The following is an 18743-nucleotide window of genomic DNA, read 5'->3' as shown; positions in this document are numbered from 1 at the left end:
GTCCCAAGGAGTCCCGCACCATGTCCCACCTCCTCACCGCCCGCCGCGCCGCCGCGGCCGTCGTCACCGCCGCCCTCTTCGTCCCGCTCGCCGCCTGCGGCGACAGCGGCAAGAAGGACAGCAGCGGTGCGTCCGGCGGCAGCACCGCCAAGACGGACCTCACGGTGCTCGCCGCCGCCTCGCTGACCGACGTCTTCAAGAAGGCCGGCGCGGTCTACGAGAAGGAACACCCGGGCATCAAGCTCGACTTCTCCTTCGCCGGCTCCCAGGAGCTGGCCGCCCAGGTCAAGCAGGGCGCCCCCGCCGACGCGCTGGTCACCGCCGACACCAAGACCATGGACGGGCTGAAGGCGGACACCGGCACGCCCACCGTCATCGCCCGGAACCGCCTGGTCATCGCCACCGCTCCGGGCAACCCGAAGAAGGTCGGCGGCCTCAAGGACCTGGCCGACAGCAAGCTGAAGGTCGTGCTGGCGGCACCCGAGGTGCCGGTCGGCCGCTACGGCAAGAAGGTGCTCGACGCCCAGAAGCTCACCGTCAAGCCGGTCTCGCAGGAGACCAACGTCCGCGCCGTCCTCAGCAAGGTCGAACTCGGTGAGGCGGACGCCGGCATCGTCTACAAGACCGACGCGGCCACCGCCCCGAAGAAGGTCGACGCGATCGACATCCCCGACGCGCAGAACGCCGTCGCCGCCTACCCGGCCGCGACCCTGAAGACCTCCCGGCACACGGACGCGGCAGCCGCGTTCGTGAAGTGGCTGAGCACGCCGGAGGCGCAGCAGCTGCTCCAGCAGGCGGGCTTCCAGAAGCCGTAGCCGCCGCGGACGCACGGGACGGTCCGGCTCGGGGGAGCGGACCGCCCCGTACGCTCCCGCCGTCCGCCGGCCCGCACCGATCCCGGGAACCCCGATGACACGCCTCCCCACCCCCGCCCCGCGCCCGGCGGGCCGGCTTCGCGCACCCGGCGCCCGCACGCCCGCCGCGCTGACCGTACCGGCGCTGCTCGCCGTGGCGTTCCTGCTGATGCCGCTGATCGGCATCCTGAGCCGCACCAGCTGGGGCGACCTCGGCACCCATCTGACCAGCCCGGGTGTGCTGGAGGCGCTGCGGCTGTCGCTGCTGGTCTCCTCCTGGGCGCTGGCGCTGTCCCTGCTCCTGGGCGTACCGCTGGCCTGGCTGCTGGCCCGGGTGGAGTTCCCGGGCAAGGCGCTGGTCCGCTCGCTGGTGCTGCTGCCGATGGTGCTGCCGCCGACCGTCGGCGGTGTCGCCCTGCTCCTCGGCTTCGGCCGCCGCGGCGTGCTCGGCCCCTGGCTGGAGAACACCTTCGGCATCGTGCTGCCGTTCCACACCTCCGGCGCGGTGGTCGCGGCCACCTTCGTCGCGATGCCGTTCCTGGTGATCAGCCTGGAGGGCACCCTGGCCGGGCTCCGCCTCAGCTACGAGGAGACCGCCGCCTCCCTGGGCGCCTCGCCCGTACGGGTCTTCTGCACCGTCACCCTCCCCATGGTCGCCCCCGGCCTGGCCGCCGGCGCCGCGCTGACCTGGGCCCGCGCGCTCGGCGAGTTCGGCGCGACCATCACCTTCGCCGGCAACCTGCCCGGCACCACCCAGACCCTGCCGCTCCAGGTCTACCTCCTGCTCCAGGACGCCCCGGAGGCCGCCACCTCCGTCTCGCTGCTGCTGCTCGTGATCGCCATGGCCGTGCTGATCGGCCTGCGGGGCCGCTGGACGGGGGGCGCCGACCGTGCCGGCCGCGTCGCGCGCCCCGCCGCAACCGACGCCGAGGCGGACACCGGCACCGGCGGCGAGGCCGGCCCCTCCCCGGCGCAGCCCGCCGCGCCGGACGCCCGGCGGGCGGAGGCGCCGTCCCCGGCGGCCGACGGGCACTGGCCGCTGCACGCCGAGGTCACCGGCTTCAACCAGCTGACCCTGAACGCCGAACCGGGCACCACCATCGCCGTCGTCGGCCCCAACGGCGCCGGCAAGACCACGCTGCTGCGCGCGCTGCTCGGCCTCACCCCGCGCGCCCACGCCGCGCTGCGCCTGGGCGACACCGACGTCACCGCCCTGCCCCCGCACCGCCGCGGCGTCGCCTGGGTCCCCCAGGACGGCGCGCTCTTCCCGCACCTGTCGGCGCTGACCAACACCGCCTACGGGCTGCGCGCCCACGGCGTCCCGCGCGTCGAGGCCCGGCGCACCGCCCAGCAGTGGCTCGACCGGCTCGGCGTCGGCCATCTAGCACACCGCAGGCCCGACCGGCTCTCCGGCGGACAGGCCCAACGGGTCGCCCTGGCCCGGGCGTTGGCCGCCCGGCCGCGGCTGCTGCTGCTCGACGAACCGCTGGCCGCACTCGACCAGACCACCCGCGCCCATGTCCGCCACACCCTGCGCGGCCACCTCGCCGGCTTCGGCGGGGTCTGCCTGATGGTCACCCACGACCCCGTCGAGGCCGTCTCGCTCGCCGACCGCGTGCTGGTCCTGGAGGACGGGCGCGCCCTCCAGGACGCCCCGCCCTCCGAGGTCACCCGCCGCCCGCGCTCCCCCTGGGTGGCGCGGATGCTCGGCCGCAATGCCTGGCCGGGCACCGCCGACGGCGACGGGCTGGTGCTCGGCGGCGGCGGACGGCTGGTCGTCGCCGACCAACTCCCCGACGGCACCCGAGCGTTGGCGATCATCGCCCCCGAAGCCGTCTCCGTCCACCTCGACCGGCCGTCGGGCAGCCCGCGCAACGTCTGGCCCGGCACCGTCCGGGAGATCACCGCGGCGGGCAGCCGGCTGCGCGTCCTGGTCACCTCACCGGAGGCGCCCGACCTCGTCGCGGAGATCACCCCCTCGGCGGCCCTGGAACTCGGCCTCGCCGACGGCGTCGCCGTCTGGACCAGCGTCAAGGCCACCGAGGTGTCGCTGGTCACGCTCTGAGGGCGGACCGGCGGCGGTGGTCCCGCGGCGCGGCCCGACCGCACGGTGGGCCCGTACCGAACGCCGCGCTCCGGGCAGGGAGTCGGCCGGTCGCCATGGGCCGGTGCCGGTCGTCCGAGCGCTCAGCCCGAGTGCGGGGCGCCCGCCGGCTCCAGTACGAAGACCGGTATCCGACGGTCCGTCTTCGCCTGGTAGTCGGCGTAGTCGGGGAACGCCTCCACCGCCCGCGCCCACCACACTGCCTTCTCCTCGCCGGTGACCTCACGGGCGACCATGTCCCGCCGGACCGGGCCGTCCTGGAGCTCCACCCGGGGGTCGGCGACCACGTTGTGATACCAGACCGGGTGCCGGGGCGCGCCGCCCATGGACGCCACCGCGGCATACGCCCCGTCGTGCTCCACCCGCATCAGCGGGCTCTTGCGGATCTTCCCGCTCCTGGCGCCACGGGTGGTGAGGACGATCACCGGCAGTCCGCGCAGCGTCGTGCCCTCCGTCCCGCCGGAGCCTTCGTACCGCGCGACCTGGTCGCGCACCCACTGCGCCGGGCTCGGTTCGTACTCTCCCTGAAGAGGCATGCCGTCCGTCCCCTCGTCGACGACCGCCGGCCGTCACTCCACGCTTCCGCTCCCCGTCTCTGCTCTCCCACAACGGCGGAGCCGGCCGGATGATTCCGGCTCCGCCGTCGCGTTCCGTTGCAGACCTGCCGCGCGCCGGGGCGCGCCAGGTCAGGAGACCGGCTCGACCGCCCGGCTCCGGCTCCGGCGGTGCTGCTCGGCCCAGTTCGCCAGCGCGGCCTCACAGGCGTGGTCGAGATGGCGCAGACCGCTCACGTCGAGTTCCACGTCCCGGTCGGCGGGCAGCGCCTCCAACTGGTCCAGCAGCTTGGGCAGCCGCAGGAAGGTGGCGTTGCCGACCGCCCGCACCCGGATGGGCCCGTCCCGCTCCGGTGTGTGGATCTCCAGCTGGACCTGCGAGGTCTCCCAGGCGGTCTTGGCGACGGCCAGCAGCAGCCCGATCAGCACGCCCTCGAACATGTTCACCGTCACGATGGCGATCGCGGTCGCCAACAGCACCACCGCCTCACCGCGGTGCTTCCGCCACAGCGGACGCAGCTCGCGCAGCGGGAGCAACTTCCAGCCGGCGTGCACCAGTACACCGGCCAGCGCGGCGACCGGCACCACGCCCAGCGCGGCCGGGAACGCCGCCGCGAACAGCAGCAGCCACACTCCGTGCAGCACCCGCGACGCCTTGGTCCTGGCCCCCGCCTGGACGTTGGCGGCACTGCGGACGATCACCGCCGTCATCGGCAGCGCGCCCAGGATCCCGCACACGGTGTTGCCGGCCCCCTGGGCCATCAGCTCCCTGTCGTAGTCGGTACGCGGCCCGTCGTGCAGCCGGTCCACCGCCGCCGCGCTGAACAGCGACTCCGCCGACGCGATCAGCGCGAAGGCGAGCACCGTGCCCAGTACGCCCACATCGGCCAGCCGGCCGAGGTCCGCCGGACCGGGCGGCTGGATCGCGTCCAGCAGACCGCTGACCCGCACCCGGGCGACCGGCAGATCCAGCACCCGGACCGCCGTCGTGGCCAGCGCCACCGCGGCCAGTGGCGCCGGCAGCATCCGCGCCCCGCGGCGCCAGCGCGGCCACAGCACCAGTACGGCGATGGTCCCGGCGCCGACCGCGAGCGCGGAGCGCGCGGTGCCGGACCCGATGGTGTCGCCGATCAGCCGCGGCAGCGCCCCGATGTTGGCGAGGCCGCCGCCCGGCGCCCTGGCGTCCGCGAGCGCGTAGAGCTGCCCGGCGATCAGGACCAGTCCGATGCCGGCCAGCATGCCCTGCACGACGGCGACCGAGATCGCCCGGAACCAGCGCCCCAGCTTGAGCGCGCCCATGACCAGTTGGAGCACCCCGGCGGCCAGTACGAGGGCTCCGAGCACGCCCAGGCCGTACTCCTTGACCGCCTCGAAGACCAGCACCGTCAGCCCGGCGGCCGGGCCGCTGACCTGAAAGCTGCTGCCGGGGAGCAGACCGGTGAGCAGCCCGCCGACGACGCCGGTGACCAGCCCCAGCTCCGCCGGTACGCCGGACGCCACGGCCACCCCCACGCACAGCGGGACGGCGACGAGAAAGACCACGAGGGAGGCGGTGAAGTCCGCCCGGAGGAAAGGGAATCGCTTCATGACGCACGCACCCGCCTTCACAGCGGGCGGAACGCGTCGGTGGCCGGCTGGTGGGCGGACACCGACCCGGTGTGCACCTCGTAGAACCAGCCGTGCAGGCGCACCTCGCCGGCGTCCAGCCGCTCCCGTACGCAGGGGTAGCCGCGCAGCCGCTCCACCTGCTGGATCACATGCCGCTGGACGGCCGCGGTGACGGCCGGTTCGCCGTCGGCCGGCAGGTCGTCGGACAGCTGGAGCCCCAGCCAGTCCCGTACGGCGGGCGCACCGGTCAGATCCTCGCGGCGGGCCTTGGCGCCGACCGCGCCGCAGTGCGAGTGGCCGCAGACGACGACATCGGCCACGCGCAGCACCCGCATCGCGTATTCGATGGTGGCGGCTTCCGAACTGGCCGCCATTCCTTCCTGGTAGACGGGCACGGCGTTGCCGGCCGTGCGGAGTTCGAAGAGCTCGCCGGGGCGGGCCCCGGTGATCATGGAGGGTATGACCCGGGAGTCGGAGCAGGTGATGAACAGGGCGAGGGGGGACTGGCCGGCGGCGAGCCGACCGAAGGTCTCCCGTTCCTCACCGCGATCGGCAATTCGGGCCGTCAGGCCCCGGGCATGCTGGATGAAGGTCTCCACGAGGAGGTCTCCTGCTGATGAGTGATGCCACCGTGGGGGTGGCGGGAACGTGCGGCGCGAGGTGGTGGAACCCGGCGGCGACGCCGGCCACCACGGCAGCCCTCAGCAGCGGAAGACGCAGTGCAGTACGGGGAGTTGGTCGGGTCTCGGCGCCGCGGCGGTGGTGCGGCCGGAGGGGCGGCGTCCCGCGGCGGCCGGGTCGCTCGCGGTGGCGGTGCCGTGGGCGGGCCGCGGCCGGCCGTTCGGCGCCGGGTCCGCCGCAGAGGGTGCGACGCGCCGTGGCCCGCCGCGCTCGGTCTCGCGCTTGGGGTGCTTCTCCTCGTCGGAACCGGTGTTGGCGAACGCTGCGGTGCTCGCCGACTTGAGCGTGGAGGCGGCCGGAAGTGCGGGCCTGGCCTGGCACGGGGAGGCAGCCGCGCCCAACAGGAAGGCCAGGACGACGGCAACGGCGATCAGCGGCATACGGAGCCGGGCCGCCAGGCGGGATATGCCCGCCGTCCCGCTGCCCGTCCGCCTCATCGCCCTCGCCTCCTACTCGTTTACCCGTCGCCTGCTACTTGTCCGTTGTTGGTCGCTCGTCGCTCGTCGCTCGCCGGTTGTCGGGTGAGCGGGTCGACCGGTCACCGCGCCTCGGCCGGGCGGTGGCCCGTGTCCTCAGAGTGCTGTGTCAAGGTTTCCAGCGTGATAACGCGACATGACATCATGTTGCGCAGATTCCCGGATTGGTACGTGCTACTGCCGTTTGTGTACGTACCAGTGCGGTCGGCGGCGCGCTCATGCGGCCGGCGACTCCAGTGCCGCGATGTCCGCCAGGGACAGCCCCATGTGCCGGTGGAGGAAGCGGACGATCGTCCAGTGCGGCAGCGCGCCCTCGTCGAACGGCCCGAACTCCCGGCAGTACAGGGGAATCCAGCGCAGCGCCTCCTCCAGCGCCCCCTCGCGGCCGGGTGCTTCCTGGTAGTCCTCGTAGGCGATGCTCCGGTGCTCGACGAAGAACCGGCCCGGAAGCCGCTCCTCGCACAGTGTCCGGTATTCGCGGGTCTGGAGAATGAGGTAATGCCAGATCTCGTCGATGTCCTGCTCGACAGGGAGGAAGAGCCCGCTGAGCCGGTCGCGGTAGCGGGAGACGAGAAAGAGATAGCGCAGGCATTCCAGTACCTGACGCTCCACGAACTCCCTTGGTGCATCGGTCTTTTCGCCGAAACGGTCCACGACTTCGCGGTGCATCTCCGCGCCGAGCAGATCCGTCAGCTTCTCGGCGGATATCGGCGGGGTGCCGGTCATGCCGCTCCTTGCGCGAGCCAGGCGTATTTGCCGGACTTCCCGATGGGGATGTGGGTACGGTGGTCGAGCCGGCAGAGCCGCCCGGTGAGTTCGGTCAGGCCACGCTCCAGCGCCACGGTGTCGGCCGGCCCGAGGGGCAGACCGTTGAAGGTGGTGTACGCCAGCCGGGCCGCGGAGGTGCCGGTCGGCCGCAGTTGGTGGACGAAGACCTGCGGTGTCACCTCGCTGATGCACCGGTCCAGGTCGCCCTGGGCGACCGGGCCGTGCCGGGTGTCCAGCAACTCCTCCTGCCGGCCGCAGAATTGGGAGATCCGTTCCGGATCGGGGGAGCCGTCCACCGTCCGTACGAGGTCTCCGGTGCGGTAGCGGATCAGCGGCATATAGGGATTGCGCACGCTGGAGACGATGAGCTGGTGGAGCGCGCTGTCCGGGGCGACCGGATGGAGTTCGACGCTCATCTTGTCCAGGTGCGGGCGGTAATTCCCGCGGCGGTCACTGGAGAAGAGATAGCCGAGTTCGGTGCTGCCGAAGAGGTCGATGATCGGGCAGGCGAAGTGCTGGTGCAGAAAGCGCCGCACGTTCACCGGCGTGTATTCGTAGGCGTGAATGATGCTGGCCGGTGGCGTGAAGTCGTCCCACAGCCCCCATGCGCCGACCTTGCGGACCAGATGTGCCAGGTGGTAGCCGGAGCAGTCGAGGTGGTACGAGCCCTCCGGGTGCGCTTCCCGGGCGGCCTCGATCTCACCGAGCATCCGCACCACGTCGTCGCGCTCCCACCGCGCCGGATCCAGTCGCAGATTGAGATAGCAGGTCCGGTCGTCGAGCCGGCGGTCGGCCGGCGGCGGTACCGGTTCCGGCGGTACGCCGCGCTTGACGGCGTTGACCCGCGCGACGTGCTCCGTCGCCAGCACCGTCGTCAGCGAGACCCGCCGGCAGCCGGATGCCCAGGTGTCGGCAATGTCCGGGTGCTCGCTCCACAGCTGGTAGTAGGAGTGCAGCAGGAAGTACGGGGGCCGGATGAGCCGCATCCGGGCGTGGTTGGTGCCGGTGGAGAGCACGAACTCGGCCTCGCCGGACTCCAGCGCGGCGGCCAGGCGGGGCGTCATCCAGTTGTCGGGGAAACCGCGGGCGATCTCCGGCTTGTCGAGGATCGGGAAGTGGCCCTTGGCCAGCGACTCGCGGTAGATCGGGATGTCGCGGATCTGCTCGATGACCTCGGCGGTCGGCTGACCTTCCATGGAATCCCTCTGTGCTCGAACGATGGGTGCCGCGTCCCGGTTCCGGGCGCAGGGCCCGGTGGCGGGCCGGCGGCGGGGGGAGTCGCCGCCGGCCCGCCACCGGGCCGCCGGGCGGCCGGGGCCGGCGTCAGGAAATACAGCCGGCCTTGGGCGCCGCGCTGATGCAGCCGTCCTTCGGGGCGGCGCTGATGCAGCCGTCCTTCGCCGCCTGCCGGGCGGAGTTGGCGGCTATCCAGCCCTGCCAGATGTCGTCCTGGGCCATCTTCTTGATGAGCTGCTCCACGGGGACCTCCGAGGGGGTGGGGAACGGGAGGCGGCGACCGGTGGCGCGCGGATGACCTGCGACGATGCCGCCACCATAGAAGGTAAAAGGAGCGCCAAGTCGATGTCAACGGTGGGCAATGTCGCGTGACCGGGAAGAGGTCGGGGCGCGCCAACTTTGGCGGGATTCCGTCGAGATGATCGGCTGCGGAACTTTCTGACGGGCGGTCAACTGGACGGACGGGCCCGGCCGTCGTATTGCCCCCCGGCGACCGGCGACCGGGTCCGCACGGATCCGCACGGGTCCGCTCGGGTTCGTTCGGGTTCATTCGAGTTCGTTCGGGTGACCTGCTCAGCGGGTCCGAAGCCTCCCGGCCGCGCACGGGGAAACGATCACGACGGTCCACCGGTCGAAACGTCCACCGATCGAAACGTCCATCGAGCGAACCGTCCACCCACCCGGGAGTCCGCCGTGCGCATTCTGCTCATCGCCAGCGCGTTCAACAGCCTGACGCAGCGCGCCTACGCCGAACTCACCGACCGCGGGCACCACATCGCCGTCGAGCTGGTCACCCGCGCGACACCGCTCGCCGAGGTCGTGCTCCGGCACAAGCCCGAGCTGGTGGTGGCCCCGATGCTCAAGACGGCCATCCCCCGGGAGGTGTGGTCCGTCCACCCCTGCCTGATCGTGCACCCCGGCCCGCTCGGCGACCGCGGCCCCTCCTCGGTGGACTGGGCGGTGCACCTGGGCGCGGAACAGTGGGGCGTCACCGTCCTCCAGGCCAATGCCGAGATGGATGCCGGCGATGTCTGGGCGACGGCCGACTGCCCCGTCCCCGGCGTGGGCAAGAGCGACCTCTACCGCAACGAGATCGCGGACGCGGCGATGGCGGCCCTGCTGACCGCCGTCGACCGCTTCGCGTCCGGCGGTCACCGCCCGCAGCCCCAGCACGCCCTGGCCGCCGAGCGCGTCATCGGCCGCCCCCGGCCGCCGCTCCGCCAGGACACCCGCCGCATCAACTGGTCCACCGACCCGACCGCCACCGTGGTCCGCACGCTGCGCGCCGCCGACTCCCAGCCCGGCGTACGGGACGAACTGCTCGGCGGGACCTGGTTCCTGCACGGCGGCCACCCCGAGGACACCCTGACCGGGCGGCCCGGCGAGTTGCTCGCCACTCGCCACGGCGCCATCTGCCGGGCGACCGTCGACGGCGCGGTATGGATTCCCGAACTCCGCCCGGCGCGCACCCCGGGGGAGCCCGCCACCTTCAAGCTGCCCGCCACCATGGCGCTCGGCGACCGGCTCCCGCCGCTGCCCGAGGTGCCCGCCCCGCTGGAGCCCACCGAAGACGCCCGCACCTGGACCGACATCCGCTACGACGAGGACGGACCGGCCGGATTCCTGCGCTTCTCCTTCCCCGGCGGCGCGATGAGCACCGACCACTGCCGGCGGCTGCTCGCCGCCTACGAGTACGCCTGCGCCCGGCCGACATCCCTCCTGGTCCTCGGCGGCCGGCGGGACTTCTTCTCCAACGGCATCCACCTCAACGTCATCGAGGCCGCCGCCGACCCCGCCGCGGAGTCCTGGGCCAACATCAACGCCATCGACGATCTGGTGCACGCCGTCCTGACCACCACCGACCGGCTGGTGGTCGCCGCGCTCGGCGGCAACGCGGCGGCCGGCGGGGCGATGCTGGCGCTCGCCGCCGACGAGGTGTGGTGCCGCTCCGGGGCCGTCCTCAACCCGCACTACCGGCTGATGGGCCTCCACGGCTCGGAGTACTGGACGTACACCCTGCCCGGCCGGGTCGGGGCCGAGACCGCGGACCACCTCATGGCGCGCGCCCTGCCGGTCAGCGCCGGGAGCGGTCAGCGGCTCGGGCTGGTCGACCGGGTCCTGGACTGCGCCCCGGAGGACTTCGCCGACCGCACCGCGGTACTCGCCCGCCGGCTGGCCGCGGCGCCCGCCACCCCGGCCCGGATCGCCGCCAAGAAGGCCGACCGGGAGCGGGACGAGGCGCGGCGCCCGCTCGCCGCCTACCGGGACCACGAACTGGCCCGCATGCACCGGACGTTCTTCGACCCCGCGGCCCCCTATCACGCCCTGCGGAGCGCCTTCGTCCGCAAGGAGGCTCCGGCCGGCACCCCGGCCCACCTGAACCCGGTGACCGCCGGGACATTGGCCGAAACCAGCCGGTACGAGGCGAGTTGACACACCGTGCGCCGGCCGTGCCTCCGGGCAGGTGTGTCCACTTCCGGTCGGCTGATACGGCGTCAGCGGGCCGTTGGCCGACCTTCCCGTCGGCCAACGGCCCGCACACCCAACCCCTGTTCACGGCATGGGCAGGTACTTGTATCCGATGCCGAAGACCGTACTGATGGACTTGCGCCGGCGCGGTCCGAGCCGGCGGCGCAGCCGGGCGATGTGGACGTCGACGGTGCGGGCGCTGGACTGGCACTCCGGCCAGACCGCGTCCATCAGCTGCTGGCGGGTGAACGCCCGCTGCGGGTGCAGGACCAGGTGGGCGAGCAGGTCGAATTCCAGCCGGGGGATGTTCAGTTGCCGTCCGTCGATGGAGACCGTCCGGGCGGCCTCGTCGATCTGGATCGGGTCCGGCCGGACGGCGCGGGCCCGGGCGGGCGCGCCGACCGCGGCCGGGCCGGGCGGCGCTTCACAGGGCGGTGCGAGGATGATGCGGAGCTCGTCCGAGGTCGGTCGGTGCATCGATACAGGCTCCAAATCGTGCAAGGTGAGCTGCCACTTGCCGTCGGGAAGCCGATCGACCGCCAGGGGCGGGCCTTCGCCGGGGCCGGCCAGTGCCGGCCGGCTGAAGTCGGCCTCCAGTCGCAACGCAAGGGGGGTCGTCGAGGAGTTCAAAAACATGATCTGGGCCCATTCCTCTTGCAAAGCAGGCGTGTTCGGACAGACATGGCGGTGCTCGACGTTCGGGGTGCTGTTCTGCTGCGCAGCGATCGCGGCGCAGCCCACGTACGGTGCCGGGCCGGGGCACCGGCACTCGTGATGCGGGTGCGCCCATCGGGGCAATCGCTCCCATCCTGCTCGGGAGAACGAGTGCGCCCAGGCCCGTGTTCAGCCGTGACGTGATGCGAAGTCACGGCTCCGGTCCGAACGAACGCTACATGTGATCGCGCGCTTCCGGATAGTAGCTTCCGCTAATTACGGTTGCTCTTGAGCCGATTTCATGTTTGTGGAGCTTCGCCTCCGGTGGCGAAGCGGTGCACCGGGTCGTGGACGGGCCGGTGGATTGGTTTAACAAACACCTTTTCTTTATGCACCGCTCAGGCCCGCGCGCGGGCGCGGTGCCGGCGTACCGCATCGCGGTTGGCGCAGGTGGGGGAGCAGTAGCGCTGCCGGCCGGCGCGGCTGAAGTCCGCGTAGGCATTACCGCATTCGGCCAGTGCGCAGCGGCCGAGCCGGTGCATTCCCAGGCCGGTCAGATGCAGTGCGGTGCCGACGCTGCCCACCGCCCGCAGCACCCCGCCGAGGCTCTGGCCGTCCTCGCGGTAGTGGATGTGCCAGCCGCCGTCGGCGTGATCGGTGACCCTGGGGTGGGCGGCGGTGTCCGCGAGCAGAGCGTTGAGCAGTGCGGCCCGCTGTTCGTCCGTGGGCGCGTCGACGATGCCGGCCCAGCGGTCCAGGAAGTCCCGTACCGCCGTCAGATCGGCCTCCGTCACCGGGCGGTCCAGGACCATCCCGGCCGCGACGGAGCGTTGGGCCAGCTCGTCCACGCCGGTCGGCGGGGTGTTGGTGAGCTCGATCACATAGCGGACCGCGTCCTCCCCGTAAGGGTTCAGCTGCATAGGAGCATTACATCAGGGTGAGGCCATGGACTCACACCTGGCCGGCACGGCGCCTCGGGCCCACGACCGCCCCTACACTCCCCGCCCCACCAGGGGGAAGTGGCTGCCCCTCGTGGCCGCCTGCCTCGGCACGTTTCTGCTGCTGGTCTACGCGACGATCGTGACCGTGGCGCTGCCCCGGATGGCCGGCGATCTGCGGGCCGGCTTCGGCGCCCTGCAATGGATCGTCGACGTCTACACGCTCGCCCTCGCCGGGCTGCTCCTCGGCATGGGATCCCTGGGGGACGCGCTGGGCCGCAAGCGCCTCCACGTGCTCGGGCTGGTCGTCTTCACCGCCGCCACCCTCGGTTGCGCGCTGGCCGGGAACGTCCAACTCCTCATCGCCGCCCGCGCGGTGCAGGGCATCGCGGGTGCGGCGATGTTCGCCACCCTCGTCCCGCTGATCGGCCTGGCCTACGAGGGACGCGACCGGGCCCGCGCGTTCGCCGTCTGGGGCGCGGTCGCCGGGGCGGCGGCCGGCATCGGCAACGTCGCCGGCGGCATGCTCACCCAACTCCTGTCCTGGCAGTGGATCTTCTACGGCGCGCTGCCGCTCTGCGCCGCCGCCCTCTGGCTCGCCACCAGGGTGCCGGCCGATCGCACCGGTACGCCGGCCCCGGTCGACTGGCCGGGAATCGCCACCTTCACCCTCGCCGCGACCGGTATCACCTTCGGCTTCGTGCGCGGCGGCGAGGCCGGGTGGGGCGACACCGCGACCCTGCTCGGGTTCGGGCTCGGTGCGGCGCTGCTGGTCGCGTTCGCCGCCGTCGAGCGGGCGTCGGCGCATCCGATGATTCCGCTCGCGCTGTTCCGCAAGCCCGCGTTCGACGGGCTGCTGCTCGCCTCCGGCGCCTACTACCTCGGCGCGTTCGCGTTCCTGCCGGTGGTTTCGCTCTGGCTCCAGAACGGCGCCGGGCTCAGCTCCTTCGCCACGTCACTCGTCATCACCGTCCAGCCGCTCGCCTTCTTCGCCACCTCCGCGCTGGCCGGCAGCGCACTGCACCGGATGCCCGCCCGGTGGAGCGTCGGGGGCGGCACCCTGCTCGTCGGCCTCGGTGATCTGGCGCTGCTGCCCGCGGCCCAACCCGGTTCCTCCTGGCCGGTGTTGCTGCCGGGGCTGGTCGTCACCGGCGTCGGTGCGGGGCTGGTGTCGCCCGTGCTGCCGGCGATCGCGATGGCCTCGGCCCCGCCGGCGCACACCGGTGTCGCCGCCGCGGCGGCCAACAGCGCCCGGCAGCTCGGACTGGCGCTGGGTGTCGCGCTGTTGGGCACCGTCTTCCACCGCTCGGTGCCGGGGGCCGGCGCGGGCGCCTCGGCGGTGGCGTACGCGGACGGGCTGGGTGCGGTGTTCCTCGTGGCGGGCGCGATCGGGGTGGCCGGGGGCCTGGTGGCCTGTGTGGTGTGCCGGGCCGAGTGAATATGCCGATCCGCTGTGGGCGGCGGTGGTTTGATTTTCAATCTCATAGCGGCAAAAAGGTGCGGAACCAGATATTCCAGACGAGTGTTTTCGAAATGAGGAGGAAATGAGTAGGGTATGGGCCGCGGCCGATTGACCAGCGGTGGCGGTCCAGCCGAATTCGGCGCGGACGGAATGCGCGGAAGCCGCGAGGTGCCTGCCTGGACCGGGAGGGGAACATGCCGGCCGACTCTTTCGAGGGGCAGTATGTGTGGAGCCCAGCGGCCGATGACCGGGCGCTGGCGCGGGCCTGCACGGATGTCCGGGCCGGGCGGTACTTCGGCGCCCATGAGGTGCTCAAGGAGGCCCGCCGGGATTTCGAGGTACGGGCCCACCGTTCGCTGGTGCTGGCGTCCGTGGCGGCCGACTCAGATCTGGCCGAGCGCTGGCTCGACGAAGAACCCGGTCCGGAAGCCGCCCTTTTATGGGCCCGGGTGGCGATGCTCCGGGCGCTGCGTATGTCCGACGCCGGTGACCGCCGGGCGGGTGCCCTCGTACGGATAGCGCAGACGGCCTGCGAGCGGGCCGCGAAAATGGCGCCCGAGGACCCCACCCCCTGGGTCGCGCAGCTCGCCCTGGCCCGGCTCGAACGGCGGCAGGACCCCGCTCCCAAGGGGCTGTTGACCTCTCCGACGGGCCCCTGGTACCTCTTCGCGCACATCCTCCGGCTCGACCCGTGGCACCGTGAGGCGCACCATCGTTTCCTCTCGTTCTTCTTCACCCGCCACGGCGGCTCCTCCAGCGCGAGCTGGGACGTCGCCGCCTTCCTGAGCCAGCGAGCCGCCGCGTCCTCGCCGCTGCGGCTGCTGCCGCTGGTGGCGCTGGTCGAGGACTACAACCCCGACGCCCTGCTGGCGGACCGCACCTGGGAACAGCCGCAGTGGATCAGCACCGCCATGGGGATCTACCGCAACTGGTTTCCGCAGGTGGCCGGTTACCGCTTCACCCCGGTTCTCGATCTCGCCTATCTGGCCCATGCGCTCTACATGGCGAAACACGAATTCGAGGCCCGGGAAGTCCTCACCGCCATGGGGCGCTATGCCTCCCGTATGCCCTGGAGTGTCTTCGGCGATCCCGAAGAACAGCTCACCAAAGCCCGCCGATCCTGCGGTCTCCCCGTTCCGCACGCTATGTGACGCGCCCACCGACTGTTTCGGCGATCCGTCGAATATCCCCCACCAGAAAGGTTGCGGTAGTGCCCGAGCGTACCTCGTCCCCAACTCGCGCGAAAAACCGATCGAAAATCCCGCACGATGCGGATCCCGTCGCTCTCGACGATGACGCGACACTGCATGCCATGGGGTATCCGCGGAAACTCACCCGGAGATTCCGGGCCTTCGACAATTTCGCCATCTCGTTCACGATCATCAACATCGTCTCGGGCATCTTCTCGTCCTTCGGCTTCGGTATGGGAGCCGGCGGTCCGCGCGTTTTGATATTCGGCTGGATCGGCGTCTCGGTCATGGTGCTGTTCGTGGGTGCCGCGATGGGCGAGATCGCCTCCGCGTACCCGACCAGCGGCGCGCTCTACTTCTCGGCCGGCAAGCTCGCCAAGCGGCACCAGGGCGCCTGGTCCTGGTACACGGGCTGGCTCAACTTCGTCGGCCAGGTCGGCGGCACCGCCGCCACCAACTTCGCCGCGGCCACCTTCATCCAGGCCTTCATCGCCATGCAGTGGCCGGCCTACGTGCCCACCGCACCGCAGACGGTGGCCATCACCGCGGCCATTCTGCTGGTGCAAGCCCTGGCCAACACCTACACCGTACGGCTCGTTGCCGTACTGAACCGGATTTCGGTGTGGTGGCTGCTGATCGGCATGGTGGTGATCGTCGGCGCGCTGGCGCTCATTCCGGCGCACCACCAATCCCCGTCGTACGTCGCGCACTTCGCCAACAACACCGGCTTCACCAACGCCCTTTACGGCGGAATGCTCGGACTGCTGGTCACCAGCTGGACGTTCACCGGTTTCGACGGCAGCTTCCACATGTCCGAAGAAACGGTGAAGGCGACCGTCAACGCACCGCGCGGGATCATGCGGGCCATCGGCTGCTCCGCCGTCACCGGCCTCATCCTCATGCTCGCTCTGGTGTACGCCATCCGCGACTATGACCACGAGGCGAAGGCGGACGCCCCGCCGGTGCAGATTCTCATCGACGCACTCGGTGTGCAGACCGCGAAGTTCCTGCTGCTGATTGTTATCGGCGCCATGCTGTTCTGCGGACTCGCCAACATGACCAGCAATACCCGGCAGATCTTCGCCTTCTCCCGCGACGGCGCGATGCCCGGCTCCCGTTGGTGGCATTCGGTCTCCGCGCGCACCCGTACCCCCGTCAAGGCCGTCTGGCTCGCCGCGGCCTGCTCGCTGGTCCTGGTGGTGCCCGGCTGGTGGTCGCACACCGCCTTCACGGCCATCGTCAGCATCAACGTCGTCGGGCTCTTCCTCGCCTACGGCGTGCCCATCTTCCTGCGGCTGCGGCTGCGCGACTTCCAGGCCGGACCGTGGAACCTGGGCCGCTACGGCAAGCCGGTCGCCGCCATCGCGGTCATCTGGATCGCCGTCAGCAATGTGCTCTTCATGCTCCCGCAGGCGTACCCGGTCACCCCGGAATCCTTCAACTACGCCCCGATCGCGCTGGCAGTGGTGCTGCTGATCGCCACCGTGTGGTGGTTCGCCACCGCCCGCCACCGGTTCCAGGGCCCGGTCAGCTACGGCAGCCCCGACGAAGTCGCGGCCATGGACCTGATCTGACCACCCGGCACCCCACCAGAAGGGACGCACCCCCCATGCGACCGCTCAGCGACACCCAGCAGCCGTCCCCGCGCACACCGGGTGAACTCACCGTCGCCGCCGCCCCGTTGGACCTCTGGCACGACGTGGTGCGGTGGACCGCCGACGAAGGCTGGAACCCCGGCCGCGGCGACATCGCCTGCTTCCACCCGACCGACCCCGACGGCTTCTTCGTCGGCCGCCGCGACGGCCGGACCCTCTCGGCCGTCTCCGTCGTCAACTACTCGGACCGCTACGCCTTCCTGGGCTACTACCTCGTCGCCCCCGGACACCGCGGCGAGGGCCACGGCCTGGCCACCTGGCGCGCCGCCGTCCCGCACGCCGCGGCCCGTACGATCGGCCTGGACGCGGTCCCCGCCCAGCAAGCCACCTACCGGCGCGCCGGGTTCACCCCCGCCCACGACACCCTCCGTCACACCGGCCGGCCCACCCCCGCCGGCCCGACCCCGCCGGAGGTCGTACCGGTCACCGCCGCCCACCTCGACGCCGTCGCCGCCTACGACCGCCGCTGCTTCCCCGCCGACCGGCGCGGCTTCGTCGCCCGCTGGCTGACCGCCGACGGCCACACCGCCCGCGTCTTCCTGCGGGACGGCGCGGTCGCCGGCTACGGAGTGATCCGGCCCGCCCGGTCCGGCCACCGCATCGGCCCGCTCTTCGCCGACACGCCCCGGGTCGCCGAGGCGCTCTTCGACGCGCTCACCGCCCCGCTCGACCCGGCCGACGAGGTCAGCATGGACATCCCCGGACCCCGCGGTGACGCCCTCGCCCTCGCCACCGCCCGCGGTCTGACCCCCCGGTCGCACACCGTGCGGATGTACACCGGGCCGGTCCCGACGGCCGACGAGGAGCGCACCTTCGGCGTGACGAGTCTGGAACTGGGCTAGCGGGGCCCGGCGTTCAGGCGCCCACGACCCCGTCGATGCCCTCCGCAGGAAGTCGGCGTGGCCGTTGTGCCGGGCGTACTCGTGAATCATGTGCAGCATCACCAGGCGGAGCGAGACCTCCTCGCCCCACCTGGGCTGGTAGGCGGTCACATCGGGCGGGCCCGCCGCCTGTTCGATGCGGCGGGCGTGGGCCACCTCGGTCTGCCAGGCTGCGAAGGCTTCGGCACGGGTGGCCCCGCTCGCGTCGTACGCCACCTGGTAGTCGCCCTCGGCGGACCAGACGAGCGGAATGTCCTCCCCGTTGATCACCCGGCGGAACCAGGCCCGTTCGACCTCTGCCATGTGCCGCACCAGGCCGAGCAGCGTGAGCGTCGACGGCGGCATCGAGCGGCTGCGCAGCTGCTCGTCCGTGAGGCCGTCGGTCTTCATGGCGAGGGTGGCGCGGTGGAAGTCGAGACAGGCCCGCAGGGTCTCCCGCTCACCGGCGAGCCGGGGCGGATCGAGGCGTTCGGTGGTCATGGGAGGCGAGGGTAGCGGCGGGCGCCCGCGCCGGAACCGGCGGCCACCGCCGCCCCGCCGGCGCGCGCCCGGCCCGCCGCCCCTCCGTGGACGGTCCGCCGCGCCGCCGACGTCAGGGGAGGTACCGCTCGATGGCGGCGCGCCCCTTCTCCTCGATCAGGCGCTGGGCCCACTCCAGGCTCTCGGGCGTGGGCTCCCGTCCGGACGCCTTCACCAGATCCTCCGCATCGAAGGGCCGCTCGCTACCGGTGTACAGCTCGGCCGGCCGCCGCTCGGCCGGGGTCTTGCCGCCATTGGTCGTCACAGGTCCTCCTCTGTCCGCGCCCGCCGAGTCGCCGGGACCTCGCTGGTTCCATCATGGGGCGGGCTCCCGGGACCCGCACGGCGTGCGCCGGGCCGCCCGCCCCCGTGCCCGGTCAGCCCATCGGCCGCGGCGCCCCCGGATACCCGGGCGGAAACTCCTGCTCGGTCCAGATCGTCTTGCCGAACGGCGTGTACCGGGTACCCCAGCGTTGCACCAGCTGGGCCACGATGAACAGCCCCCGTCCGCCCTCGTCGTCGCTCGCGCTGTGCCGCAGATGCGGCGCGGTGTGCGCGGCGTCCGACACCTCCGCCAGCAGCGTCAGATCGCGCAGCAGCCGCAGATGCACCGGCCCCGACGCGTGCCGCACCGCGTTGGTGACCAGCTCGCTGACCACCAGCTCGGTGGCGTACGACAGCTCCGCGAGGCCCC

18 protein-coding genes and 1 pseudogene are annotated in these 18743 nt (G+C 72.1%); 7 read left to right on the top strand and 12 right to left on the bottom strand.

Features of this window, described 5'->3' with window-relative positions; all coding sequences use genetic code 11:
- Positions 1 to 20: 20 nt before the first annotated feature.
- Both modA and RZ84_RS04830 read left to right on the top strand, forming a co-directional pair.
- Positions 21 to 815 (top strand): molybdate ABC transporter substrate-binding protein, encoded by a 795-nt coding sequence (modA, locus tag RZ84_RS04835; RefSeq protein ID WP_043263225.1) that lies wholly within the window; start codon positions 21 to 23, stop codon positions 813 to 815.
- Positions 816 to 909: 94 nt separating this feature from the next.
- Positions 910 to 2919, top strand: coding sequence for an ABC transporter permease (locus RZ84_RS04830; RefSeq protein ID WP_043263224.1), 2010 nt, complete (start codon positions 910 to 912; stop codon positions 2917 to 2919).
- Between the two features lie 122 nt (positions 2920 to 3041).
- On the opposite strand, the gene RZ84_RS04825 is transcribed toward RZ84_RS04830, so the two are convergent.
- The 7 genes from RZ84_RS04825 to RZ84_RS39530 form a co-directional block, all read right to left on the bottom strand.
- The gene (locus RZ84_RS04825; RefSeq protein WP_043263223.1) at positions 3042 to 3494 is read right to left on the bottom strand and encodes a nitroreductase family deazaflavin-dependent oxidoreductase; all 453 of its coding nucleotides are present in this window, start codon (positions 3492 to 3494) and stop codon (positions 3042 to 3044) included.
- 150 nt (positions 3495 to 3644) lie between these two features.
- On the bottom strand, positions 3645 to 5099 hold the full coding sequence (locus RZ84_RS04820; RefSeq protein ID WP_043263222.1) for a SulP family inorganic anion transporter: 1455 nt from the start codon (positions 5097 to 5099) through the stop codon (positions 3645 to 3647).
- A gap of 17 nt (positions 5100 to 5116) precedes the next feature.
- Positions 5117 to 5719 carry a carbonic anhydrase gene (locus RZ84_RS04815; RefSeq protein ID WP_043263221.1) on the bottom strand — a complete coding sequence of 201 codons (603 nt, stop codon included), beginning with the start codon at positions 5717 to 5719 and terminating at the stop codon, positions 5117 to 5119.
- A 102-nt stretch (positions 5720 to 5821) separates the two neighbouring features.
- On the bottom strand, positions 5822 to 6238 hold the full coding sequence (locus RZ84_RS04810) for a hypothetical protein (RefSeq protein ID WP_157878768.1): 417 nt from the start codon (positions 6236 to 6238) through the stop codon (positions 5822 to 5824).
- A 255-nt stretch (positions 6239 to 6493) separates the two neighbouring features.
- On the bottom strand, positions 6494 to 7003 hold the full coding sequence (locus RZ84_RS04805) for a glycine-rich domain-containing protein (RefSeq protein ID WP_043263219.1): 510 nt from the start codon (positions 7001 to 7003) through the stop codon (positions 6494 to 6496).
- Positions 7000 to 8241, bottom strand: a complete 1242-nt coding sequence (locus tag RZ84_RS04800) for an acyl-CoA synthetase family protein (protein ID WP_043263218.1) — start codon at positions 8239 to 8241, stop codon at positions 7000 to 7002. The genes RZ84_RS04805 and RZ84_RS04800 overlap by 4 nt, the downstream gene beginning before the upstream one ends.
- 127 nt (positions 8242 to 8368) lie before the next feature.
- Positions 8369 to 8524: a hypothetical protein gene (locus tag RZ84_RS39530; RefSeq protein WP_198539939.1), complete on the bottom strand. Its 156-nt coding sequence runs from the start codon at positions 8522 to 8524 to the stop codon at positions 8369 to 8371.
- Between the two features lie 450 nt (positions 8525 to 8974).
- On the opposite strand from RZ84_RS39530, the gene RZ84_RS04795 reads away from it, so the two are divergent.
- Positions 8975 to 10714 (top strand): hydrogenase maturation protein, encoded by a 1740-nt coding sequence (locus RZ84_RS04795; RefSeq protein WP_043263217.1) that lies wholly within the window; start codon positions 8975 to 8977, stop codon positions 10712 to 10714.
- A 120-nt stretch (positions 10715 to 10834) separates the two neighbouring features.
- On the opposite strand, the gene RZ84_RS04790 is transcribed toward RZ84_RS04795, so the two are convergent.
- Positions 10835 to 11386 carry a winged helix-turn-helix domain-containing protein gene (locus RZ84_RS04790; RefSeq protein ID WP_241777579.1) on the bottom strand — a complete coding sequence of 184 codons (552 nt, stop codon included), beginning with the start codon at positions 11384 to 11386 and terminating at the stop codon, positions 10835 to 10837.
- Between the two features lie 416 nt (positions 11387 to 11802).
- Positions 11803 to 12324 carry a CGNR zinc finger domain-containing protein gene (locus RZ84_RS04785; protein ID WP_043263216.1) on the bottom strand — a complete coding sequence of 174 codons (522 nt, stop codon included), beginning with the start codon at positions 12322 to 12324 and terminating at the stop codon, positions 11803 to 11805.
- Between the two features lie 25 nt (positions 12325 to 12349).
- Here RZ84_RS04785 and RZ84_RS04780 point away from each other — a divergent pair, with 25 nt between their 5' ends.
- The 4 genes from RZ84_RS04780 (at position 12350) to RZ84_RS04765 (ending at position 17491) form a co-directional block, all read left to right on the top strand.
- Entirely contained in the window at positions 12350 to 13780 is a 1431-nt protein-coding gene (locus tag RZ84_RS04780; RefSeq protein ID WP_078893582.1) for an MFS transporter, read from the top strand.
- A 218-nt stretch (positions 13781 to 13998) separates the two neighbouring features.
- Entirely contained in the window at positions 13999 to 14955 is a 957-nt protein-coding gene (locus RZ84_RS04775) for a hypothetical protein (RefSeq protein WP_198539938.1), read from the top strand.
- A gap of 161 nt (positions 14956 to 15116) precedes the next feature.
- On the top strand, positions 15117 to 16568 hold the full coding sequence (locus RZ84_RS04770; protein ID WP_043263215.1) for an amino acid permease: 1452 nt from the start codon (positions 15117 to 15119) through the stop codon (positions 16566 to 16568).
- 35 nt (positions 16569 to 16603) lie between these two features.
- Positions 16604 to 17491, top strand: coding sequence for a GNAT family N-acetyltransferase (locus tag RZ84_RS04765; RefSeq protein ID WP_043263214.1), 888 nt, complete (start codon positions 16604 to 16606; stop codon positions 17489 to 17491).
- Between the two features lie 13 nt (positions 17492 to 17504).
- Here the strand turns inward: RZ84_RS04765 and RZ84_RS36120 are convergent.
- The 3 genes and pseudogenes from RZ84_RS36120 to RZ84_RS40585 form a co-directional block, all read right to left on the bottom strand.
- A pseudogene (locus tag RZ84_RS36120) lies at positions 17505 to 18010 on the bottom strand (DinB family protein).
- A 112-nt stretch (positions 18011 to 18122) separates the two neighbouring features.
- Positions 18123 to 18314 carry a hypothetical protein gene (locus tag RZ84_RS04760; protein WP_043263213.1) on the bottom strand — a complete coding sequence of 64 codons (192 nt, stop codon included), beginning with the start codon at positions 18312 to 18314 and terminating at the stop codon, positions 18123 to 18125.
- Positions 18315 to 18426: 112 nt separating this feature from the next.
- Positions 18427 to 18743 (bottom strand): ATP-binding protein (locus tag RZ84_RS40585; protein WP_241777578.1); only part of this gene is annotated, 317 nt, incomplete at its 5' end.

Source organism: Streptomyces sp. CT34 (assembly GCF_000805335.1).
Taxonomy (GTDB): domain Bacteria; phylum Actinomycetota; class Actinomycetes; order Streptomycetales; family Streptomycetaceae; genus Streptomyces.
This window is presented reverse-complemented; position numbering and strand designations above follow the sequence as displayed.